Annotated in this window: 22 protein-coding genes and 1 riboswitch; of the genes, 19 read left to right on the top strand and 3 right to left on the bottom strand. The window is 32.4% G+C overall.

Annotated elements, in window-relative coordinates; all coding sequences use genetic code 11:
- Positions 1-453 precede the first annotated feature (453 nt).
- Entirely contained in the window at positions 454-2409 is a 1956-nt protein-coding gene (locus DP68_RS10225) for a DNA topoisomerase IV subunit B (protein ID WP_242966468.1), read from the top strand.
- Between the two features lie 11 nt (positions 2410-2420).
- Entirely contained in the window at positions 2421-5291 is a 2871-nt protein-coding gene (locus DP68_RS10220; RefSeq protein ID WP_035309118.1) for a DNA topoisomerase IV subunit A, read from the top strand.
- A gap of 121 nt (positions 5292-5412) precedes the next feature.
- On the opposite strand, the gene ald is transcribed toward DP68_RS10220, so the two are convergent.
- Positions 5413-6528, bottom strand: coding sequence for an alanine dehydrogenase (ald, locus tag DP68_RS10215; RefSeq protein ID WP_035309117.1), 1116 nt, complete (start codon positions 6526-6528; stop codon positions 5413-5415).
- 300 nt (positions 6529-6828) lie between these two features.
- Between ald and DP68_RS10210 the strand changes: the two genes are divergently transcribed.
- The 6 genes from DP68_RS10210 (at position 6829) to DP68_RS10185 (ending at position 12092) form a co-directional block, all read left to right on the top strand.
- On the top strand, positions 6829-7995 hold the full coding sequence (locus DP68_RS10210) for an ABC transporter substrate-binding protein (RefSeq protein WP_035309115.1): 1167 nt from the start codon (positions 6829-6831) through the stop codon (positions 7993-7995).
- 135 nt (positions 7996-8130) lie between these two features.
- Positions 8131-9009 (top strand): branched-chain amino acid ABC transporter permease, encoded by an 879-nt coding sequence (locus DP68_RS10205; protein WP_291548519.1) that lies wholly within the window; start codon positions 8131-8133, stop codon positions 9007-9009.
- A gap of 9 nt (positions 9010-9018) precedes the next feature.
- On the top strand, positions 9019-10035 hold the full coding sequence (locus DP68_RS10200) for a branched-chain amino acid ABC transporter permease (RefSeq protein WP_052085745.1): 1017 nt from the start codon (positions 9019-9021) through the stop codon (positions 10033-10035).
- Positions 10028-10789, top strand: coding sequence for an ABC transporter ATP-binding protein (locus tag DP68_RS10195; protein ID WP_035309114.1), 762 nt, complete (start codon positions 10028-10030; stop codon positions 10787-10789). Before DP68_RS10200 ends, DP68_RS10195 begins: the two co-directional genes overlap by 8 nt.
- Positions 10790-10797: 8 nt before the next feature.
- Complete coding sequence (locus DP68_RS10190) at positions 10798-11508, top strand: ABC transporter ATP-binding protein (RefSeq protein ID WP_363330952.1); 711 nt, start codon at positions 10798-10800, stop codon at positions 11506-11508.
- A gap of 104 nt (positions 11509-11612) precedes the next feature.
- A complete protein-coding gene (locus DP68_RS10185) occupies positions 11613-12092 on the top strand; it encodes an L-2-amino-thiazoline-4-carboxylic acid hydrolase (RefSeq protein ID WP_035309111.1) in 480 nt (159 codons plus the stop codon).
- Positions 12093-12250: 158 nt separating this feature from the next.
- On the opposite strand, the gene rocF is transcribed toward DP68_RS10185, so the two are convergent.
- Positions 12251-13147, bottom strand: a complete 897-nt coding sequence (rocF, locus tag DP68_RS10180; protein ID WP_035309109.1) for an arginase — start codon at positions 13145-13147, stop codon at positions 12251-12253.
- A 397-nt stretch (positions 13148-13544) separates the two neighbouring features.
- On the opposite strand from rocF, the gene dhaK reads away from it, so the two are divergent.
- From dhaK to dhaM, 3 genes are all read left to right on the top strand, one after another.
- Entirely contained in the window at positions 13545-14537 is a 993-nt protein-coding gene (gene dhaK / locus DP68_RS10175; protein WP_035309107.1) for a dihydroxyacetone kinase subunit DhaK, read from the top strand.
- A 68-nt stretch (positions 14538-14605) separates the two neighbouring features.
- Positions 14606-15262 (top strand): dihydroxyacetone kinase subunit DhaL, encoded by a 657-nt coding sequence (gene dhaL, locus DP68_RS10170; protein ID WP_035309105.1) that lies wholly within the window; start codon positions 14606-14608, stop codon positions 15260-15262.
- 88 nt (positions 15263-15350) lie between these two features.
- Positions 15351-15740, top strand: a complete 390-nt coding sequence (gene dhaM / locus DP68_RS10165) for a dihydroxyacetone kinase phosphoryl donor subunit DhaM (protein WP_035309103.1) — start codon at positions 15351-15353, stop codon at positions 15738-15740.
- 109 nt (positions 15741-15849) lie between these two features.
- Here the strand turns inward: dhaM and DP68_RS10160 are convergent, their stop codons facing one another.
- Positions 15850-16305, bottom strand: a complete 456-nt coding sequence (locus DP68_RS10160) for a SoxR reducing system RseC family protein (protein WP_052085744.1) — start codon at positions 16303-16305, stop codon at positions 15850-15852.
- Between the two features lie 157 nt (positions 16306-16462).
- On the opposite strand from DP68_RS10160, the gene dut reads away from it, so the two are divergent.
- From dut to thiE, 8 genes are all read left to right on the top strand, one after another.
- Entirely contained in the window at positions 16463-16894 is a 432-nt protein-coding gene (gene dut, locus DP68_RS10155; protein ID WP_035309101.1) for a dUTP diphosphatase, read from the top strand.
- Positions 16895-16896: 2 nt separating this feature from the next.
- Positions 16897-18174: a pitrilysin family protein gene (locus tag DP68_RS10150; RefSeq protein WP_035309099.1), complete on the top strand. Its 1278-nt coding sequence runs from the start codon at positions 16897-16899 to the stop codon at positions 18172-18174.
- 125 nt (positions 18175-18299) lie between these two features.
- A complete protein-coding gene (gene pdxS / locus DP68_RS10145) occupies positions 18300-19175 on the top strand; it encodes a pyridoxal 5'-phosphate synthase lyase subunit PdxS (protein WP_291548638.1) in 876 nt (291 codons plus the stop codon).
- Between the two features lies 1 nt (position 19176).
- On the top strand, positions 19177-19746 hold the full coding sequence (gene pdxT, locus DP68_RS10140; protein WP_035309096.1) for a pyridoxal 5'-phosphate synthase glutaminase subunit PdxT: 570 nt from the start codon (positions 19177-19179) through the stop codon (positions 19744-19746).
- Positions 19747-19829: 83 nt separating this feature from the next.
- Positions 19830-19939, top strand: a riboswitch (TPP riboswitch).
- Between the two features lie 150 nt (positions 19940-20089).
- Positions 20090-20584: an energy coupling factor transporter S component ThiW gene (thiW, locus tag DP68_RS10135; protein WP_035309094.1), complete on the top strand. Its 495-nt coding sequence runs from the start codon at positions 20090-20092 to the stop codon at positions 20582-20584.
- A 62-nt stretch (positions 20585-20646) separates the two neighbouring features.
- Entirely contained in the window at positions 20647-21513 is an 867-nt protein-coding gene (locus DP68_RS10130) for a hydroxymethylpyrimidine/phosphomethylpyrimidine kinase (protein ID WP_035309093.1), read from the top strand.
- Between the two features lie 37 nt (positions 21514-21550).
- Positions 21551-22378 carry a hydroxyethylthiazole kinase gene (thiM, locus tag DP68_RS10125; RefSeq protein WP_035309090.1) on the top strand — a complete coding sequence of 276 codons (828 nt, stop codon included), beginning with the start codon at positions 21551-21553 and terminating at the stop codon, positions 22376-22378.
- 11 nt (positions 22379-22389) lie between these two features.
- A complete protein-coding gene (gene thiE, locus DP68_RS10120; protein ID WP_035309088.1) occupies positions 22390-23016 on the top strand; it encodes a thiamine phosphate synthase in 627 nt (208 codons plus the stop codon).
- Positions 23017-23373: the final 357 nt, after the last annotated feature.

Here is a 23373-nt window from a genome sequence, read left to right as displayed (position 1 = left end):
AAACAGTGAAGTGGTGAGAATTAAAATTTCAGGCTATGGCTGAGGGGGGCCAAGTCTTGGAGTTGCTCTGGATGAGCAAAGGGAAGATGACGAGATTTATGAGCTAAATGGAGTAAAATTTGCAGCCTCAGAAGATATATCTTATCTATTAGAAAATGCAGAAATATTAAAAATTGCCTATGGATATAGAGTAAGAAGAAATATTAACTGTTAAAATTGCAGAACAATTTTAGTGATAATTAGTCAATAACTGATAATCAGTAGCCAGTAGCCAGTTATGAAAATTTTGCATAGCAAAATGAAATTTTATTGGTTTCTGGCTATTAGCAAACTGATTGATGGATTCTGGTGGCTGGTAACTGAAAAGGCTTTGCATTTTTTAATGGGAACGTTTGTTTTATTTTTAAAATTTTGATATAATCTAAACTTGAGATGTTACAAGGGGGAATTAGCGTGGAAAAAAATATAGAAAATGCTTCAGTATATGATGTCACAGCCCTTACCTCACTTGAAAAATTAGAGCCTGTTCGTGTGAGACCAGGAATGTATATAGGATCTACAGGGACAAAGGGATTACATCATTGTATATGGGAAATTTTAGATAATGCCATTGATGAAATATCAAATGGTTATGGAGATACAGCAATAATTACTTTAAATAAAGATAAGACTGTTAGTGTTCAGGATAATGGAAGAGGAATACCTACAGGAATTCACCCTGTTAAGAAGAAATCTGGTGTAGAAATGGTATTTACAGAGCTTCATACAGGAGGTAAGTTTAATAATTCTATATATAAAACTTCAGGAGGACTTCATGGTGTTGGAGCATCCGTAGTAAATGCGCTTTCAGAGTGGCTTGAAGTTGAAGTGAAACAAAATGGAAATATATATAAACAAAGATTTGAATATGCCTATGATAAACAGTCAAAAAGAAAAATGCCAGGAACAGCTGTAACTAAACTTGAAGTAATAGGAAGTACTAAGGAAACAGGTACTAAAATTACATTCTTAGCAGATAAAGAAGTGTTTTCAACTACAGAATTTAAATTTGATGTAATAGATCAAAGGCTTCAAGAGTTAGCCTTTCAAAATAAAGGAATAACTTTAAAATTCGTCGATAATAGGAAGGAAGAAGTAATAGAAAAGGTGTATCATTCTGAAAGAGGACTTTTGGATTTTATGGATTACCTAAATGAAAGTAAAACTGTCATTCACAATCCACCTATATTATTTGAAGGCGAAAGAGAAGTAAATGACCTTAATATGTATGGGGAAGTGTGCATTCAATTTACTGATTCTACTACAGAAAACATAGCAAGCTATGTAAATAACATTCCAACTACAGAAGCAGGAACCCATGAGACTGGATTTAAAACAGGTATGACAAGAGCATTTAAAGAATGGGCTAAAAAGCTTAATTTGCTTAAAGAAAAGGATAAGGAATTTGAGGGAGATGACCTAAGAGAAGGAATGACTGCAATTATAAGAATAAAAATTTCAAATCCTGTGTTTGAAGGGCAAACTAAAACTAAATTAGGTAATAATGAAGCCTACACTATGATGAATGATTTAACCTATACTAAGTTTTCTGAGTGGATAGAGGATAATAAAGATGTTGCATCTATTATGATAAATAATGCTATAGAAGCAGCAGCTAGAAGAGAAAAAATTAAAAAGATAAATGAAGCAGAGAAGAAAAAGATAGGAAGAGGTACAGCACCACTGGCAGGTAAAGTTGCTGTATGTACTTTAAAGGATCCTTCTTTTACAGAATTTATTGTGGTTGAGGGAGACTCTGCGGGAGGCTCTGCAAAGCAAGCCAGGGATAGAAGATTTCAAACTATCATGCCTTCTAAGGGTAAAATAATGAATACAGAAAAGCAAAAGCTTGAAAATGTATTAAGCAGTGAAGAACTTAAAATGTTTAATATAGCTATAGGTACAGGTGTACTTGATAATTATAGAGAAGAAGATTTAAAATACGATAAGATAATAATAATGTCAGATGCTGATGTGGACGGGTATCATATTCGAACACTATGGATGACATATATATATAGATACATGAAGCCTTTAATTGCAAATGGACATCTTTATATGGCTATGCCACCGTTGTATAAGGTATATAAGGAAAGCAAGGGGAAAAGCATAGTAAAATATGCATATAGTGATGAAGAACTGGAACAAGTTAAAAAAGAAGTTGGAAAGGGATATTTACTTCAAAGATATAAGGGACTTGGAGAAATGAACCCAGATCAGCTTTGGGAGACTACATTAAACCCTGAAACAAGAACGCTTCAAAGAATTACCATAGAAGATGCTGCAAAGGCTGAAAAAATGGTGTCTTTACTTATGGGGGATGTGGTAGAACCTAGAAAAAATTATATGTATAAGTACGCAGAATTTTAGGAGGGATGAGTATGGCAAAAAAGATAGATATTCCTAAGGATAATAATATAATTAATGCGCCGCTTGAAGAAGCTATGCCAGACAACTACCTTCCTTATGCTGTGGAAGTTGCAAAGGATAGAGCATTGCCTGACGTGCGTGATGGATTGAAACCTGTACATAGAAGAATAATATATGGAGCATATAAGCTTTCAGCATTTCCTGATAAGCCTTATTATAAATCAGCAAGAATTGTTGGAGATATTCTAGGTAAGTATCACCCGCATGGAGACACCTCAGTTTATGATGCTATGGTTATCCTTGCTCAAGAATTTGCAACAAGAGAACCATTAATTGATGGACATGGTAATTGGGGATCTCAAGATGGAGACAGCGCAGCAGCAATGAGATATACTGAAGCAAGAATGACAAGTATTGCCATGGAAATGATAAAAGATATAGATAAAGATGTAGTAAACATGGTGGATAACTATTCGAATTCAGAAAAAGAACCAGAAGTGCTTCCAGCAAGATATCCAAACCTTCTTGTAAATGGAACCTTTGGAATAGCTGTAGGACTTGCAACTAACATTCCACCTCATAATTTAAAAGAAGTTATAGATGGTACTTTAGCTTACATAGACGATACAAATATAGATACTAAAGGACTTATGAAGTATATAAAAGGACCAGATTTGCCTACTGGAGGTATACTAATAGGTAAAAACTCATTACAAAGTGCATATGAAACAGGTACTGGCAAGGTAACTTTAAGAGTAAAGGCAAAAATTGAAAGACTTGAAAATGGAAGACTTGGAATAGTTATAACAGAGTTTCCATATAGAAAAAACAAAGCAAAGCTTTTGGAAACCATATCTATTATGACTGCAGATAAAAAACATTCAAAGGCACTAGAGCCTATTAGCGATATAAGAGATGAATCAGATAGAACAGGAATAAGATCTGTCATAGAATTTAAGAAATCTATAGATGAAGATATGGCAGAAAAGGTTCTGAAATATCTTTATAAAAAAACAGACATGCAAAGTAACTTAAGTTTTAATATGGTAGCATTGGCAAATGGAAAGCCAGAAACATTAGGACTTAAGAGTATAATAACTCACTATGTAAATCACCAAAAGGATGTAATAACAAGAAGAACTAAGAGAGAACTTGAAATAGCGGAAAAAAGATTTCATATAGTAGAAGGTTTTATTAAAGCAATAGGTATAATGGATCAAATTATTGAGACCATAAGAGCATCCAAATCTAAAAAGGATGCACAAAAAAATCTTGTAGATAAATTTGGATTCACAGATATGCAAGCAGAAGCAATACTTGAACTTATGCTTTATAGACTTACAGGTCTTGAAATAACAGCCTTTGAAAAAGAATATAGAGAACTTGATAAAAAAATTAAAAAGTTAAAGAAAATACTCGAAAGTGAAAAAGAACTTTTAAGTGTAGTAAAAGAAGAGCTTATTGAAATAAGAGATAAGTATGGAAATGATAGAAAAACAAGTTTAGTGGAAGATGATGAAGAAGCTAAAATTGATATAGAAGAAATAATAGTAGAGGAAGACGTAGTTATCACCTTATCTAATGAAGGTTTTATAAAAAGAGTTCCTCTTAAAACCTATAATCGTTCAAATACTGATGTGGATGAAATCGAGTATAGGGAAGGAGATTATAATAAGTTCTTAATATTTGTAAATACAAGGGATACTCTTATAGTGTTTACAGATAAAGGAAATATGTATCAAATAAGAACTATAGCTCTCCCTGAAATGAAGTGGAAAGAAAAAGGTGAAAAGATAGATGACATCATAAAGGGAATAAATTTAGAAGAAGAAAAGATAATTGATGCTTATGGAATAGATAATTTTGCTTATCAAAAGGATATAATGTTTATCACTTCTACAGGAGGAGTTAAAAAGACTCCATTAGATAAATTTAGTACAAATTATTCTAAACTTATGGCACTTAAACTTAAAAATGAGGACAAATTAATTAAGACGTATTTAATAGATAGAGATAGAGAAGAACAGTTTATCCATGTTAAAACTGCTTTAGGCCTTAATTTTACATTAGAAGAGCCAAAACTTGAGAGTGTGGATAGAAACATATTACCTCAGCAAATGTTTAACTTAAGTTCTCAAGATGAAGTAGTTGAAATAGAAGTTGTAGAAAGCTATGAATTTAAGAATTTTCAACTGTTATTAGGTAAGGATGGTAATTTAAGAGAGTTTAAGAATGGAATTAAAAAGTATGATTTTAAAATAAGTACTAATTCTTTAGATAAAATTCTTTTATTTTTAAGTAATGGAGAAGTTATTAGAATACCAGCTTTTATGCTTCAAAATATACCAGATAAATCTATAAACCTGCTTGAAATGATGCAGCTTAATTTGAAGGAGGTAAATATTTTAAATGTAATAGCTCTAAATTCAAAAACAAAGTTTGATGAAGTACTCTTCTTTACTAAAAAGGGACTAGTAAAGAAAACTTCTTTGCAGGAGTTTAACCAAGATTATAGCATAACTACTTCATATAAATTTAAAGCAGAAGACGATGCACTATTGGCTATAGATTTTGCTAGTTCTGATGAAAAAAGTGATATTATAATAATAACTAAAAGAGCTATGTGTATAAGATTTGATAAAGAATCTGTAAGTCCTATGGGGAGAGTTGCTTCTGGGGTTACAGGTATAAGTTTAAAAGATGGTGATGAAGTTTTATTTGGAGCTGTGATAGATGATGAGCTGCAGGAATTACATTTGATATCTAAGCATGAAAATGAAACGAAGTTAGATATAGCTTCTACAAAGCCGCAAAATAGAGCAGGCAGGGGAAATAATATCATGCTGCTTGTTATGGGAGATACTTTAAAAAGCTGCGAGTAAAGCTTTGACTGGTTAATAAAAAGAAAATTTACTTCCATACGCTAAAACTCGGTAATTTAACATATGAATTTTTTAGATTAATTATAAAGCCATGTATTCATAAAATACATGGCTTTTAAAATTATAATAATGATAATGGATCTGTATATTTCATTTTAAGACTATCTGCTACTGGTTTACTTGTTATATATCCATTATAGGTATTTAAGCCCAGCAATAGAGAAGAGTCTTCTAATAAACTCTTTCTTAATCCTTTATTTGCTATTTGAACTAAATAAGGAAGCGTTGCAGATTCTAGTGCTAAGGTAGATGTTCTAGGAACGGCTCCAGGCATATTAGCTACAGAATAATGAATGACACCATACTTTTCATAAGAAGGATTATCGTGTGTAGTGACTCTATCAATTGTTTCAATAGAACCTCCTTGATCTATGGCCACATCCACAATTACAGAGCCTTTCTTCATGGTTTTTACCATTTCTTCTGTTACTGTTTTTGGTGCACTGGCTCCAGTGACAAGAACAGCACCTATCAATAAATCTGCATTCTTTATTACACTGGCTAAATTGTATTCATTAAACATTAAAGTAGTAATTCTGCTGCCAAATATATCACTAAGGTAAGATAAACGGTGACTATTTATATCAAGAACTGTTACTCTGGCGCCAATACCTATAGCCATCTTTGCGGCATTAGTTCCAACAACTCCACCACCAATGATAACTATTTCTGCAGGAGCTACCCCTGTTGTACCACCAAGAAGTATTCCCATTCCACCATTATATTTTTGAAGTAAATTTGCTCCTATTTGAATTGACATCCTTCCCGCTACTTCACTCATAGAAACTAGAAGAGGTAAAAAGCCATTGTTTAACTGAACGGTTTCATAAGCTATGCCCGCAATCTTTTTATCTAGTAAAGCTTTTGTAAGTATTGGATTTGGAGCTAAGTGAAGATAGGTGAAAAGACTTTGGCCTTCCTTAAAAAGATTATATTCACTATCAAGTGGTTCTTTTACTTTAACAATGATATCTGAGTTATCAAACAGTTGTTTTTTATCACATAGTATTTCAGCACCCGATGAAATATACTGGTCATCTTCAAAACCACTGCCTACACCTGCAGAGGTCTCTACTAAAACAGTATGACCATTCTTAACTAATATACCTACACCAGAAGGTGTTAGTGCAACTCTATTTTCATTATTTTTTATTTCTTTAGGTAATCCAATTATCATATTAAATCTGCTCCCCTCTTCTTAAATACTTTATTACTTTATTAATAGTCTATTTTTTATATAGTATGCTGGTACTGGTTTTCAATATAATAAAATATTACTAACATATATATAAATTTAGAAGTAAGGTTGATAAAGCAAGCAAGAATTAATGTAGTAATCATAAAGTTATATAAAGTCTCATATTATTTTTAAAATAGGGTTTATATTTGGGAGGTGCACGAAAAAGATAGGGAGAAATAGTTTTTATATTTAGTTGTAGTTTTATGAAAATAATTAATAAGGAAAGTGAGGGTATTTATGAAAAGGACTAAAAGAATATTAGCTATTGCAGCAGCGATGACGATTATAACCTCAGCAGTGCTTACGGGATGTGGAGGAAACAAGGATCAAGGTGCAAAGCAAGGGTCTAATGTGTCAGAGTATAAGATAGCTGTAGTAGGGCCAATGACAGGTGATTATGCACAGTATGGAGAAGCTTTTAAAAGAGGAACTGAAATGAAAGCTAAAGAAATTAATGATGCAGGTGGAGTTAATGGAGTAAAAATAAAGCTAGAAATGTTAGATGATAAGAATGATCCTAAGGAAGCTGCAAATATTGCTCAAAAGATAGCTTCCAATAAGGATTATTTAGCTGTTGTAGGTAACTTTGCAAGTACCGCATGCCTAGCAGGAGCTCCAATATATCAAAAGGCTGGAATAGTTCAGTTGTCTCCTACATCTTCACATCCTCAATTTACTAAACAAGGAACTTACATGTTTAGAAATGTAAATACCCAAGAAATTGAAGGCCCTATTGCTGCAGAATATGCTGTGAAATTCTTAGGTAAAAAGAATGTAGCAATAATATATATAAACAATGACTGGGGGATTACTGCAAAGGATTACTTTAAGCAAGGGGTTGAAAAGTTTGGTGGTAAGATAGTTGCAGAAGAAACATTTATAGGGGGACAAACAAAGGACTTTACACCTACTATAACTAAAATTAGAGGAACAAACCCAGATATATTATTTTTAGCAGCTATGTATTCAGAAGCAGGTATGATAACTCAACAAATAAAACAACTTAATTATGATATTCAGATGATTGGAACAAGCTCATTAAATAACGAACAGCTAATAAAGCTTGCAGGAAAATCAGCAGAGGGAATGTATCTTACAAGTAATTTCTTTCCAGGAGATCCAAGTGAAAAGGTTAAGGGTTTCTTAACAAAGTTTAAAAATACTTATGGAGCAGATGCAGATCAGTTTGCAGCACAAGCATACGACTCACTAGGAATGATTTCCGAATCTCTAAAAGTATCAGGAACGGACAGAGCAAAATTAAGGGATGCTCTTCAAAATATAAAAGATTATGATGGAATAACTGGTGTTACAAACTTCAATGAAAATAGAGATGTAATAAAGACTATGGTGCTTTTACAAGTAAAAGATGGAAAGTTTAATTTAATTGATATTAAGAAATAACTTGAAAACTAGGAAATAGGATAAAGGAGTTAGGCGCTAGAAATGGAGAGGATTTTGCTTGTGCAAATCTATGTACTTCCTGGCACCTAATTCCTAGTACCTTACGACATAGCACTAAGTGATGGGGGAGTGTAGATGATACTTCAACAATTAATCAATGGGCTTACAATAGGAAGTACCTATGCACTAGTTGCAATAGGATATACAATGGTATTTGGAATACTTGAATTAGTTAACTTTTCCCATGGTTCTGTTTATATGACAGGTGCATTTATAACTCTGATGCTTTTAACTTCAGTTCATATGAATTTCTTCCTAGGTTTTGCATTAAGTATACTTATTACAGGGATACTTGGAATAATAATTGATAAAATAGCGCTATATCCTTTAAGAAAAAAAGATGCACCAAAAGTTACGTCATTAATAAGTACTATAGGTGTATCTATATTTTTACAAAATTTTATTATGATGATATGGGGATCTGAAACAAAAAATTTCCCTATGATTTTAGATTTAGGTGGCATAAATCTAGGAAATGCAAAACTCACCTACCTTCAAATAATTATATTTTGTATTTGCATATTTTTAATGACTGGCCTACAGTTTATTGTAAATAAAACTAAAATAGGTAAGGCCATGAGAGCAACTGCTCAAAATACAGAAACTTCAATGCTTATGGGCATTAATGTAAATATGATAATATCTTTAACATTTTTTATAGGTTCAGCTCTTGCATCAGTGGCTGGAACAATGGTTGGAATGTATTATCAAACAGTGGATCCTATGATGGGATTTATGGTAGGGATGAAGGCCTTTGCAGCAGCAGTTTTAGGAGGCATAGGGGTACTTCCAGGGGCAATGCTTGGAGGCATTATAATTGGAGTTATTGAAACCTTGGCGGCAGCTTACATTCATGCAGGATATAGAGATGCCATAGCTTTTGCAATCCTTATAATAGTTCTTATAATAAGGCCAACTGGACTCATGGGCAAACAGGCTCCAAAGAAAGTGTAGGTGAGAAATGTGAAATCTACTTTGAGAAAAATTATAGAACGTATTTTAAAATATAAAAAGTTTTATATGATTTTATTTATATTACTAGTAGTTTCAATACCAATGCTTAATTTTTCTTCCTATATTATGAGAATACTTATATTAGGTGGAATATATATAGTACTAGCACTTAGCTTAAATTTACTTACTGGGTTTACAGGCCAGGTTTCTCTAGGACATGCTGCTTTTTATGGAATAGGGGCATATACATCAGCACTACTTTCTTTAAAGTTTGGGTACTCATTTTTAATAACAGCAACTTGTGGGGGAATTATGGCTGCTATGTTTGGAGTTTTACTGGGATCCCCTACATTAAAACTTCAAGGATCCTATCTTTCAATAGTAACCTTAGGATTTTGTGAAATTGCAAGAATTATAGAATTAAATTGGATGGGTTTAACACGTGGGCCTTTAGGAATTCCAGGAATACCAAGTCCTAAGATTTTTGGATTTATCATAGAAAAGGATAGAGATTATTATTATTTAATTGTGATTTTAATTGTAATTACAATATTTGTTATTAAAAATATTATAAACTCAAAAACAGGTAGAGCAATGATAGCTATTAGAGAAGATGATATAGCAGCAGAGGCTATGGGAATAAACATATTTAAATATAAACTTTTAGCCTTTACTATATCAGCTTTCTTTGCGGGGCTTGCAGGAAGCTTTTATGCACACTATGTAACTTTTATTGACCCACAAAGTTTTACTTTTGATGAATCAATTCAAATATTAAGTATGGTTATACTTGGAGGAATGGGAAGCATACCAGGAACTATAATAGGAGCGCTGGTGTTAGTATCTATACCTGAAATACTTAGAAGTGTTCAAGAATATAGGATGGTGCTTTATGGTATAGTGCTAGTTGTCATGATGCTTGTAAGACCTCAAGGATTGTTTGGGGACATAAATCTTACTAAGATAATCAATAAGATGACCTCCAATAAAAATGATAAAGAAGAGGAGGTAGGGAAGAATGCATAAATTAGAGATTAATAATATAACTAAAAAATTTGGCGGATTAGTTGCTGTAGAAAATATAGATATGTATATAGATAATAATGAAATAATAGGGCTTATAGGGCCAAACGGAGCAGGAAAGACTACGTTATTTAATCTTCTTACAGGAATGTACACTCCAACTACTGGTGAAGTTATCTACGAGGGAAATCATATAACAGGATTAAAACCTTATACAATTACTAAATGTGGACTTGCTAGAACTTTTCAAAACATAAGGTTGTTTGGGAAAATGACTGTAATAGAAAATGTACTTGTTGGTCTTCACAGTAGATGCAAAAGTAACACTTTTGATGCTATATTAAGAACTAAAAGGCATAAGATAGAAGAAAAAGAAAATATAAAAAAGGCTTTAGAAATACTAGAAATGGTTGATTTAAAAAATAAAAGTGAGGAGCTCTCTAAAAATTTACCCTATGGTGAGCAAAGAAAGCTTGAAATAGCAAGGGCGCTGGCTAGCAATCCAGGAATTTTACTTTTAGATGAGCCAGCTGCAGGGATGAATGAAAATGAAACTGAAGAGTTGAAAAAATTTATAAAGAGACTTAAAAAGCTAGGGAATACAGTACTTTTAATTGAACATGATATGAAACTTGTTATGAATATATGCGAAAGAATTTATGTTATAGATCATGGGCGAAAAATTGCTGAAGGATTTCCGAGGGATATTCAATGCAATGAAAAGGTTATAGAAGCCTACCTAGGAAAGGGGGTTTAAATATGCCCATTTTAGAACTTAAGAATGTTCATGTAAGTTATGGAAATATAAAAGCAGTAAAAGGAATTAATTTATATATAGAAAAGGGAGAAATAGTAACTTTAATAGGAAGTAACGGAGCTGGAAAAACAACTACCATGAAAACAATATGTGGCTTAATTAAAGCCACTGAAGGAACAATTCAATTTAAAAATGAAAATATAACAAATAAAAATACAAATCACATTGTTAAAATGGGAATCAGTATGTCACCAGAAGGGAGGCAAGTTTTTCCTAGGATGACTGTTTTGGAAAATCTTGAGATGGGTAGCTTTATAAGGACTAAAGAAGAAGAAAAAGAAGGGCTTGAAAAGATATTTACCCTTTTTCCAAGATTAAAGGAAAGAACAAAACAAATAGCTGGAACATTATCTGGTGGAGAACAGCAAATGCTTGCTATAGGAAGAGCTATGATGGCGAAGCCACAGCTACTTCTTTTAGATGAACCATCTTTAGGATTAGCACCAATAATTGTTCAAAATATATTTGAGTTAATAAAAGAAATAAATAAAATGGGAACAACCATTTTGTTAGTTGAGCAAAATGCAAGAATGGCACTTATGATTGCAGATAGGGGTTATGTACTTGAGACAGGTAAAATAGCTTTATCAGATACCGCAGAGAATCTATTAGGTAGTGATATGGTTAGACAAGCGTATTTAGGGGAAAGCTCATGCTAGGAGCTGGGTTAAAGGGCTATGAAGTAAATTAGGGTATAGATGTATATTAAAGATATAGGTAAAAATTTATATATTAAATTTAAAAAGTAAAGGTGGGGTTTATTATGGAAGAAAAAATATATACACAAAGTGAATTAACTGAGGCTGTGAGATTGGCAATACAGGATAGAGCTACTTGGTTTTATCTCTTACTTAAAGCTGGAGAGAAACAAGGAGTAGATACAGAAAAAATGGCTTATGATGCTATAACTGAGTTTGGCAAAATAAAGGGCAGAAAAATGGCAGATGCAAAAAATCCAGGAGAACTTGTGGATAAGATTTCAGAAGGCCAAGGATTTTATGCTTTTGGTATGGAAAGAGTAAAAAGTGAAGAAAAAGTAGGAGAATTAAAGTTTAGACATTGTGCACTTGTAGAAGCTTGGAAAAAACTTGGATGTTCACCAGAAGAAATAAAAACACTTTGTAAATTAGCTAGTTTTGGAGATTTTGGCATTGTAAGTTGTTTCCCAGAGCTTAAACTAGAGTTTCCAGAATTGTTATCTCATGGCGATGACTGTTGTCATATGGTTATAACAAAGAGGTAAACGGTAGCTAATAAGTATGTTCAAAACATTTAGTAGGAATTAAGGGCAAGGTCTAGGGCTTATAGTTAGTAGCTAGTAACCAGTAACCGTATATGGAGGCTTTTAGGAAAAAGCAACACTTCCATGGTTACTGGTTACTAAAAATTGCCTTGCAATTTTTATTTAATATATTTAAATGCCCAATTTAATAAATCTACACTTAAGTTTGCAGTAGCATCATTTTTATCAAGTTCTGGATTTAACTCTACAAAATCCATTGATTTTATTAATCTACTTTCTCCAAGACATTTTAATACTGTTTTAGCTTCGCCTATGGTCATACCATCTCCAACTGGAGTACCTGTCCCAGGCACAAGTAAAGAATCAATACAATCTATATCAAAACTTAAATGAACATTTTCCACGTTTTGGGATTTTAGCTTAGCTAAAATATCTTGAATTATGGAATTTATACCCTCTTCGCGAACTCTAGAAGTAGAATACACATTTAAGTTTAGCTTTTCAATAAGTTCACATTCACCTTTATCTAAATCTCTTGCACCAATTATAAATACATTTTCAGGCTTAACTTTTGTTCCATGAAAATATAAATTAGTTAGTTCATCAAAACCTTCTCCCATTGCAGCTGCAAGAGGCATTCCATGAATATTACCTGAAGGAGAAGTTAAATAAGAATTTATATCTCCGTGGGCATCTACCCATATAACACCAAAGTTTTTATAATATTTACTAACACCTGATATGCTTCCAAGTCCTAATGAATGGTCACCACCAACAACAAGGGGGAAACTTCCGGAACTTAAAGATGCATATACCTGTTGTGCAAGATTAGTATTTACTTCGATAATAGGTTTTAAATATTTCATTTTAGGATGATGTTCATACTTCGCAGCTTCCAATACCTGCGGCACATATAAATCGCCTAAATCGTATACGTTATGATATTTGTTTAATACAGATGCTATATTTTTTTCTCTTAATTTTTTAGGACCAAATTCTACGCCTTTTTTATCGCAGCCATAAAATAGTGGTACACCAATCAAATTAATGTCCAAATAAATAACCCCCTTTACTTTAATAAATTTATAGTTCGATTATGAATTATATAACATATTCACAAAGAATATAAGGTTTTTTAACAAATTTATATAATTAAAAATATTCTTAATTTAACATATAAGAATTATACTTATTATTAGTATGTTACTTATTTCAGAAATTACAAGAGTATAATAAAGTTAAATCAGGGAAATATCAAATTAATTTAAAAAAATTAATTCAAATTTATATAATTTATTTTCCATGTATAGTATAGTATCAGTAAATGGAAAATGTTACACGGATATTATAAAATTTTAGTAATATATAGTAAAAATAAAGGATATCTTATTATGACGTTGAAATTTCATAATACAAAATTATAAATCAGATTTAGAATATGGGAGGGGAAATATGAAAAAGTTAATAAACAATTCCGAGCAGGTTGTAGAAGAAATGATAAATGGTATGGTAGCTGCTCATCCAAAAGATATTAAAAGACTAGATGGAGAAAATATTATAATAAGATATAATACAATTGGTAATGAAAAGGTTTCCTTGGTAAGCGGTGGTGGAAGCGGACATGAACCAGCTCATGCGGGATATGTGGGATATGGAATGTTAGATGCTGCTGTATGCGGTTCAGTATTTACATCACCAACACCAGACAAGGTTTATGAAGCTATAAAAGCTGTGAAATCTGATAAGGGAGTTTTACTTATAATAAAAAACTATAGCGGAGACGTAATGAATTTTGAAATGGCCAAGGATATGGCAGAAATGGAAGGCGTTAAAGTCCAAAGTGTTATAGTAGATGATGATGTGGCAGTGGAGAATAGCACTTATACTATAGGAAGAAGAGGAATTGCAGGAACGGTATTTGTGCATAAAATAGCAGGAGCAAAAGCAGAAGAAGGGGCAAGCCTTGAAGAAGTAAAAAATATTGCGGAAAAAGTTATAAAAAACTTGGGTAGTATGGGAGTTGCACTTACATCTTGTATAGTTCCTGAAGCTAAAAAGCCTACATTTACATTAAAAGATGATGAAATGGAAATAGGGGTTGGGATACATGGTGAGCCAGGCATTTGCAGGGAAACTTTGAAAACCTCTGATGAAATAACAGAAAAGTTACTCCATAAAATACTAGAGAATTTAAAAGTTTCTTTCGGAGAAGAAGTTGCAGTGATGATAAATGGTCTTGGCGCAACGCCACTTATGGAATTGTATATAGTGAATAATAAAGTTCAGAAAATATTAAATGAAAAGGGAATAAATATATATAAGACCTATGTAGGAGAGTTTATGACATCATTAGAAATGGCAGGATGCTCTATAACACTGTTAAAGCTTGATGATGAACTTAAAAAACTGTTGGATGCTCCAGCCAATACTATCGGATTTAAATAATGATTAATAAATATAATTTGCTATAAAAGGTATTACAAATTAGTGGTTACTTAAGGGGAGTGAATGGGTTGAAGATAGGGGTAAATGAAGTCAAAGAAACTATAAAAAATATTGCTAAAGTAATAGAAGAAAATAAGGAGTTTCTAACAGAACTTGATGCGAATATTGGTGATGCAGATCATGGTATAAATATGTCTAAAGGTTTTAAGGCAGTAATAAAAAAACTGAATGAAACAAATACTGAAAGTATATCGGAGATTTTAAAAATTACAGGTATGACACTAGTTTCAAATGTAGGTGGAGCATCTGGTCCTTTATATGGTACTGCATTTATGAAAGCTTCAATGGCTATAGATAAGGAGTTTATGGATATTTATGATCTCATAAATATGTTAAAAGCTGCATTAGAAGGAATTAAGTCTAGAGGAAAGTCTCAGGCAGGGGAAAAGACTATGATAGATGCCATAGAACCTGCATTAAATGCACTTGTGAAATCAAAGGATGATGGATTAATTGACGAAAAAGCTTTAGAAAATATGAAGAATGAAGCGCTTAAAGGATTAGAATATACAAAATCTATAGTTGCAACTAAGGGAAGGGCGGCATATTTAGGAGAAAGAAGCATAGGACATCAAGATCCAGGAGCAACTTCAAGTTATTTTATGCTAAATGAAATATACAAATACTTTATAAATAATAATAAAAAAGCAATATACAACGAGTAAGATTAAATTTCATTTTTTAATAAAATAAGATTTTACTAAAATTATTATTTGTTTTATTAGTTATTACTTAAAAGATAGGAGTGTCTACATGGTAGGAATGGTTATAATATCTCATAGTAAAAAAATTGCTGAAGGGGTTAGGGAATTGGCACTACAAATGGCTCCAGAGGTATCCATAGCAGCATCAGGAGGAACTAAAGATGGGAGTATTGGTACAGACATAGATATTATATTGGAAGGCATAAACAATGTATATTCAGATGACGGAGTTGTAATATTATTTGATCTTGGAAGTGCACTAATGAATGCAGAAATGGCTCTGGAATTTTTATCAGAAGATAAAAAGCATAAAGTTAAGATAATAGATACAGCTTTAGTAGAGGGAGCCATAACTGGAGCGGTGCAAATAAGTATGGATAAAAGCTTAAAGGAAATCATAAAGGTCTTAGAGGAATTAAAGCTTGGTAAAATGGCTTAGGTGGATTAGAGATTGACTAATATATAATGGCAGCACATACTGGATGGCATAAATCAAATAATAAATCCATGTTATGGGCAAAATAAAAGGAAATTGCTATGCAATTTCCTTAAAAGCTTTCCTGCTTTCTTAAAAGTTCTATTTTTGCAAGCTCTTCTTCTGATAGTATTCTTACCATAGATACTGAAGGCTTATTATTTTTTACATGATGGTTATTAACTAATCTAAGTATTCCATAAGATACTGCTAAAAATCCAAATCCCATAAATATTGAAATAAGATCATCTTTAAAGGCTACATGTCCAATTCCGATTCCTGCCAGCATAAATATAAGAGGTAATACATAAGCAAAAAAAGTAAGTTTGAAAAAAGTATTATCTTCCATAAGTACTTCTACGGAATCTCCAGGCTTTGCAGAAACTGTATTTTCCATTTCTAAAAGCATAGGTGGAACTTCACAGCTTCCCCCGCAAGACGCACAGTTATCGCCACAACCAGACATTCTTTTAAACATTACATTAGCTTCATTACCATTAACACGTGTAACATATCCTACCTGATTCATTAATTTCACCTCTTTACTTATTTCCAAGTAAAATACTCGGATATAACATTTCAATTAATATTATAGCACATACGACAAAAAACGCAAATGGAATAATAGTATTGTTAAATACTTACTTAGAATATAAAATAGAGGTAATGATAAGGAGGAATGATGAATGGAACTTAATATAAAAAGAATACATAAGGATGCAGTACTTCCAAGATATGCTCATGAGAGTGATGCAGGAATGGATCTTTGCTCAGTGGAGGAAAGGATAATAAAACCTAATGAAACAACTTTGATAAAAACAGGTATAGTAATAGAACTTCCAAAGGATACAGAGGCACAAGTTAGACCAAGAAGCGGCTTAGCGCTTAAAAATTCTATTACTGTTCTCAATTCTCCAGGAACTGTGGATGAAGGCTATAGGGGAGAGATAGGAGTAATACTTATAAACCATGGGAAATGTGATTTTAAAGTAGAAAGGGGCATGAGAATTGCTCAAATGGTAATAAAACCTGTGCTAAAAGTTAAAGTCGTTGAGGTCCAGGAAGTAAATGATTCTGATAGAATGGCAAATGGATTTGGGTCTACAGGGAGTGTATAATTTTGATAAAAGAAGTCTTGAAAAATGGATTAAAAGTTATATATAAATATGTTCCGGGAAATATAACCTCATTTTGTATAGGAGTAGATGCTGGAGCTATAAAAGAAGAAGGATTCCCACTAGGCACAGCTCATGCTGTAGAACATATGGTGTTTAAAGGAATAATAAATAAAACTGAGCTAGAAATAAATAAGCTATGCGATGAATTGTTTGGATTTCAAAATGCTATGACAAATTACCCCTATGTAGTTTATTATGGCAGCCTTCTAAATGAGGATTTTGAAAAAGGATTAGGACTTTTTTCTGATATAGTTTTAAGGCCTACCTTCCCTGAAAATGGCTTTAAAGAGGAAATGGATATAATTAATCAAGAGCTTAATGAATGGTCAGAGGACTTATATCAGTTTTGCGAGGATGAATTATTACATAATGCTTTCCAGCATAGAAGAATAAAAGATTTAATAATAGGAACGCATGAGAGTATATCTAAAATTACATTAGATGTTGTAAAAGAGTTTTATAACAAATATTATTTGCCATCTAATATGGTGATAACTGTGGTTACGGGACTTCTAGAGAAAGAAGCTATAAGTGTAGTTGAAAAATGCTTTGATGTTTTTGAGATAGAAGAGAATGTGGGAAATTTAAAAAGTATTAAGTCATGTGGCTTAGAAGATAAGTATCTTAATAGAAGTGACATAGGTAATGATTATCTTTACGAAAATAATAATGCAGGTATGTTCGTAAAGTTTAGGGAAGGTGTAAATGGTTCTAAAATACAATATGCTTATCCAATACATAATTTATCCCTAAAGGAACTTGGCTGTCTAAAGGTATTTAATAATTATTTTGGAGAAGGAACTTCTAGTATTTTATATGATACAATTAGAACCCAAAATGGACTGGCTTATGAAATTCAAAGTAGTATAAAAGAAGAAAGAGGAATAAGATTATTTAAAATTTCTATGGGGACATCAGGAGAAAATATTGAAAAAGCGGTAAGACTTATAGATAGCTCTATAGAAAAAATTAAACAAGATACTTATATTTTTAATAAGCAATTAATTAAAAAACTTATAAAAAATATAGAACTTAAAACGGCATTGAGGTCAGAGAAGTCAGTGCAATTAGCGAAGGATTTAGCTTGCAGCGAAATAATGTATTCATCAAATGATATTATATATAAAATGCCCGAAATTTTAAGTGAAGTCACAAGCGAGGAAATTTCTAGGGTAATAAATAAAGTATTAAATTTTCCTACAATACAAATTATCAAGTGAGTCTTATAAGATTTACAAATTTACATCTAAAATGTACCGGTACAATTTGTATCGGTACATTTTGTACTAATACATTGTTGTTTTATAATATGGATGTAAGAAAATTTAGATTTTATTGGGGGAATATTTTTATGAACAATTATGAACTAAACAAAAACCTTGCTCAAATGTTAAAAGGTGGAGTAATTATGGATGTTGTTAATCCAAAGGAAGCTGAAATAGCGGAGAAGGCTGGAGCTTGTGCTGTAATGGCTCTTGAAAGAGTACCTTCCGATATAAGGAAGCAAGGTGGAGTTGCAAGAATGTCCGATCCTAAAATGATTAAAGAAATAAAATCAGCAGTTTCAATACCAGTTATGGCCAAAGTTAGAATTGGTCACTTTGTAGAAGCTCAAATACTTCAAGCTTTGGAAATCGATTATATTGATGAAAGTGAAGTTTTAACTCCTGCAGATGAAGCTTATCATATAAATAAATGGGATTTTAAAGTTCCTTTTGTTTGTGGTGCTAAAAATCTTGGAGAAGCTTTAAGAAGAATAGGTGAGGGAGCTTCTATGATTAGAACAAAGGGGGAAGCGGGTACAGGAAATGTTGTTGAAGCTGTAAGGCATATGAGATGCATGATGGATGAAATAAGAAAAATAAAAAATGCTCCAGAACAAGAACTTATGACAATTGCAAAGGAAATGTCAGCTCCATACGAATTGATAAAATTTGTTTGGAAGGAAGGAAAGCTTCCTGTAGTGAATTTTGCAGCAGGTGGAATTGCAACACCAGCAGATGCCGCACTTATGATGCAGCTTGGCTCCGAAGGGGTGTTTGTTGGCTCTGGAATATTTAAGTCAGATAGTCCAGAAAAACGAGCAAAGGCAATAGTACTTGCAACTACTTATCATAATGATCCTAAGAGACTTGCCGAGGTTTCAGAAGAATTAGGGGAGCCGATGAGTGGAATAGACTTAAGAGATTTAACTAATAGATATGCAGAAAGAGGCTGGTAAGATGAAGATAGGAGTTTTATCCCTTCAAGGTGGAGTTATAGAACATATAAAAAGCATAAATGCATTAGGCTTTGATGCAGTTGAAGTTAAAACGTTAAAGGATATTGAAGATATTAATGGATTAATTTTACCAGGGGGAGAAAGTACTGCTATTGGCAAAATTTTAAGGGAAACAGGAATGCTTCCCAAGCTTAGAGAGAAGATACTATTAGGATTACCAGTATGGGGAACTTGTGCAGGCATGATACTGCTTGCACAGGAAATTGAAAATGACGACATAACACATATTTCTGTAATGAATATAAAAGTTAGAAGGAATGCATATGGAAGGCAAATAAATAGTTTTAGCACTGAGGATGTTATTAAGAGTGTATCAGATAATCCAATTCCGCTTGTGTTCATTAGAGCACCATTTATTGTTAGTGTGGGAGATGATGTAGAAGTACTCCATAAGTTAAAGGAGAATATAGTAGCAGCTAAACAAAATAATATCCTTGTCACATCCTTTCATCCTGAACTTACAGAAAATCTTCAGTTCCACAAATACTTTATTTCTATGTGCCAGTTCTAACTTGAATTTTTAGGAACTTCATAGGGATCAATTGACTTAATTTTTTATATATAGTATGATGTTAATGAAAATTAATAATATAGGTAATTACACAGGGGAGTTGGTAATGGCCAGCTGAGAGTAAGAAATCCATTCTTAGACCCTTTAACCTGATCTGGATAATGCCGGCGTAGGGAGTTAGATGTAGATATTGTTTTGATATTTAAGACATAAACTTCGTGGGAGTTTATGTCTTTTGTTTTTTATATTATAGAAAAATTAAAAACTACTACTTTTAAAATACTTCTAATTTTCTGCTGGATAGTACTAAAATTTTATATTATTTAAATTTAGGAGTGATTTTATGGGTACAAAAAAATTAACTTTTTCAGCACTACTTATAGCTATGGGAGTTTTACTTTCAAATTTAATTTATATTCCAATAGGAGCTTCAAGGTGTTTTCCTATACAACATTTAATTAATGTACTTTCTGCAGTAATGTTTAATTCCTACATAGGAGTAGGTATTGCCTTTTGTATATCAGTTATAAGAAATATTTTAGGAACAGGTTCTATTATGGCTTTTCCTGGAAGCATGATAGGAGCATTTTTGGCAGCGTTATTTTATAAAAGAGGCAAAAAGATTATACATGCTTTTCTAGGAGAAGTTATAGGTACGGGAGTAATTGGAGCACTTGTTTGTTACCCAATTTCTAAATTAGTACTTGGAAAAGATGTTGCAGCACTATTTTATGTAATACCTTTTTCCATAAGCAGTTTAGGAGGAGCATTAATAGCTTATGTGGTACTAACTATTATATTAAAGAGAAACATAATAAACATGGTTTATAAGCAATAACACTAAGGCTAATTGAAATTGATTAAAAAGTATTGAAAAAACTAAATGAGGAGGTTTTGTAAATGAAAAAAGTATTAACTATTGCAGGTTCTGACAGTTCAGGAGGAGCAGGTATTCAGGCTGATTTAAAGACATTTTCTGCAAATGGAACCTTTGGAATGAGTGTTATAACTGCTATTACGGCTCAAAATACTCAAGGTGTTTGGGCAGTGGAGGATTTATCATCTTCAATTATAGAGGCTCAAATAGATGCAATATTTAAGGATATAGAGGTAGATGGAGTGAAAATAGGAATGGTTTCAAAAATAGAAACTATAGATGCAATCAGTAAAAAGTTAAATGAATATAAACCTAAGAATATGGTTTTAGATCCTGTGATGATTTCAAAAAGTGGATTTGATTTACTTAAACCTGAATCAAAAAAAGCACTTATAGAAAAATTAATACCTTTAAGCTCTATTATAACTCCTAATATCCCTGAAGCATTGGCTATAATAGAAACTTATAAACAGATGTATACGGATAATCATGAGTATAGTGAATTGTTAAAAGAAGCTGAAACATTAAAGGCTATAGAAACAAGAGAACAAATGGAAACTGCAGCAAAGATAATTCATTTCATAGGGGCCCCTAATGTACTTTTAAAGGGAGGTCATTTAGCGGATGATGCTGTAGATATATTATATGATGGAAAAGAATTTCATTATTTTGAAGGAGAAAGAATACATACTAAAAATACTCATGGAACAGGATGTACCTTATCTTCTGCAATATGTTCTAATTTAGCATTGGGTTATACTTTAGTAGAATCAATAAAAAGAGCTAAGGAATATATTACAGAAGCAATTAAGCACTCATTAGATATTGGCCATGGTGTAGGTCCTACTAATCATTTTTACACACTGTATAAAAATGCAGGTATGCTATAGAAATAAAAATCTATATATAAGTTTGGAGGAAACTATTATGGGAATTAATGAAAAGCTTAATCGTATTCTTTTACAAGTTAAGGAAAAGACACCTCTTGTACATCACATAACAAATTACGTTACAGTAAACGACTGTGCAAATATTGTACTTGCGCTAGGTGGAAGCCCTGTAATGGCAGATGATGAAGCTGAAGTTGAGGAAATGGTATCTATTGCTTCGGCACTAGTAATAAATATTGGTACATTAAACAGCAGAACTATAAATTCTATGATACTTGCAGGGAAAAAGGCAAATGAACTAAATGTTCCTGTAATACTTGATCCTGTGGGGGTTGGAGCAACTAGTCTTAGAACAAAAACTGCAAAGCTTTTACTAGAAAATATACAATTTGATGTTATAAGAGGAAATCTTTCAGAAATTAAAGTTTTAGCAGGACTAAGCTCAAAGACTAGAGGCGTAGATGTAGATGTAGAAGAAAAAGATGAAATAGAAGGAAGAAAGAAACTAGGAGAAGAATTATCTAAAAAACTAAATTCTGTAATAGCTATAACAGGAAAGGTGGACTCCATAAGCTACAATGATAAAACATACTTAATATATAATGGACACCCTATGTTATCACAAGTTACGGGAACTGGCTGCATGTGTTCCTCTCTTATAGGTGCATTTTTAGGAACAGGAGAAGATAAGCATATAGCTACAGTACTTGGAGTTTTAACTATGGGCATAAGCGGGGAAAGAGCATACAAGGCTGTAACAGATAAGGATTTGGGAACGGGAAGTTTTAGGACAGCTATAATTGACAGCGTTTCAAATATCACTCCTGAAATAATTTATGAATATGCAAAGATAACTGAAAAATAAGGAGACTAATTATGAATAAGAAAAGTGTAAATTATACTTTATATCTTGTAACAGATAGAAGTTTCATAAAAGATAGATCTTTAGATAAAGCTGTAGAGGAAGCAATACTTGGTGGAGTAACATTAGTACAGATAAGAGAAAAAGATGTGGATTCTTTAGACTTTTATAAAGAAGCTCTAAAGGTGAAGGAAGTATGTAAAAAGTATGACGTTCCTTTAATAATTAACGATAGAGTTGACATTGCATTGGCTGTAGATGCTGATGGTGTTCATGTTGGGCAAAGCGATTTGCCTTGCAGTATAGTAAGAAGTATATTAGGTTCAGAAAAAATTATAGGGGTTTCAACATCTAATGTTGAAGAAGCTCTAAAGGCACAAGAAGATGGAGCAGATTACGTAGGAGTTGGGGCAGTATTTCCAACTACTACAAAGGATGATGCAGATAGCGTAACCATAGAGGAACTTTCAAGTATAAAGAAAAGCTTAAACATTCCTGTAGTAGCTATTGGAGGAATAAGCGAAAATAATATAACAAAGTTAAAGCCAGCCAATATAGATGGAGTAGCTGTTATATCTGCAATACTTGGGAAAGAAGATATTAAAAAGGCTGCGGAACAGTTAAAGAGCTTGATGGAATAGTTCAAACTAAAAGGATATTATGACATTTTTAATGTTAAATCTTCCGTATGGGTTCTGCATTTAAGAAAGCGTTCACTTCGCAAAGAAGCTATAATATCTCTCAATTTAAAATACCTAAATTTTCTAAACTCACTACCGTTCAAACAGTAGAAAATTCTTAACGGTGCTTTAAATTGAGAGATAAAGAGCTTCTAATTGCTTGTTCAATGCTTTCTACAATACAGAACTCATACTAAATTTAACATTAAAAATGTCTTCATCTACACTGCTGCAGTAAGGAATTTCGCTTTGGCAAAAGTTCCTTTAAAATTGGTTCTCATAAAAGGGCTGATAAGCCCGCAGACCGATAGGTAGGGA

This window comes from Clostridium sp. HMP27 (assembly GCF_000765165.1).
Classification (GTDB): Bacteria; Bacillota; Clostridia; order Clostridiales; family Clostridiaceae; genus Clostridium_AK.
This window is presented reverse-complemented; position numbering and strand designations above follow the sequence as displayed.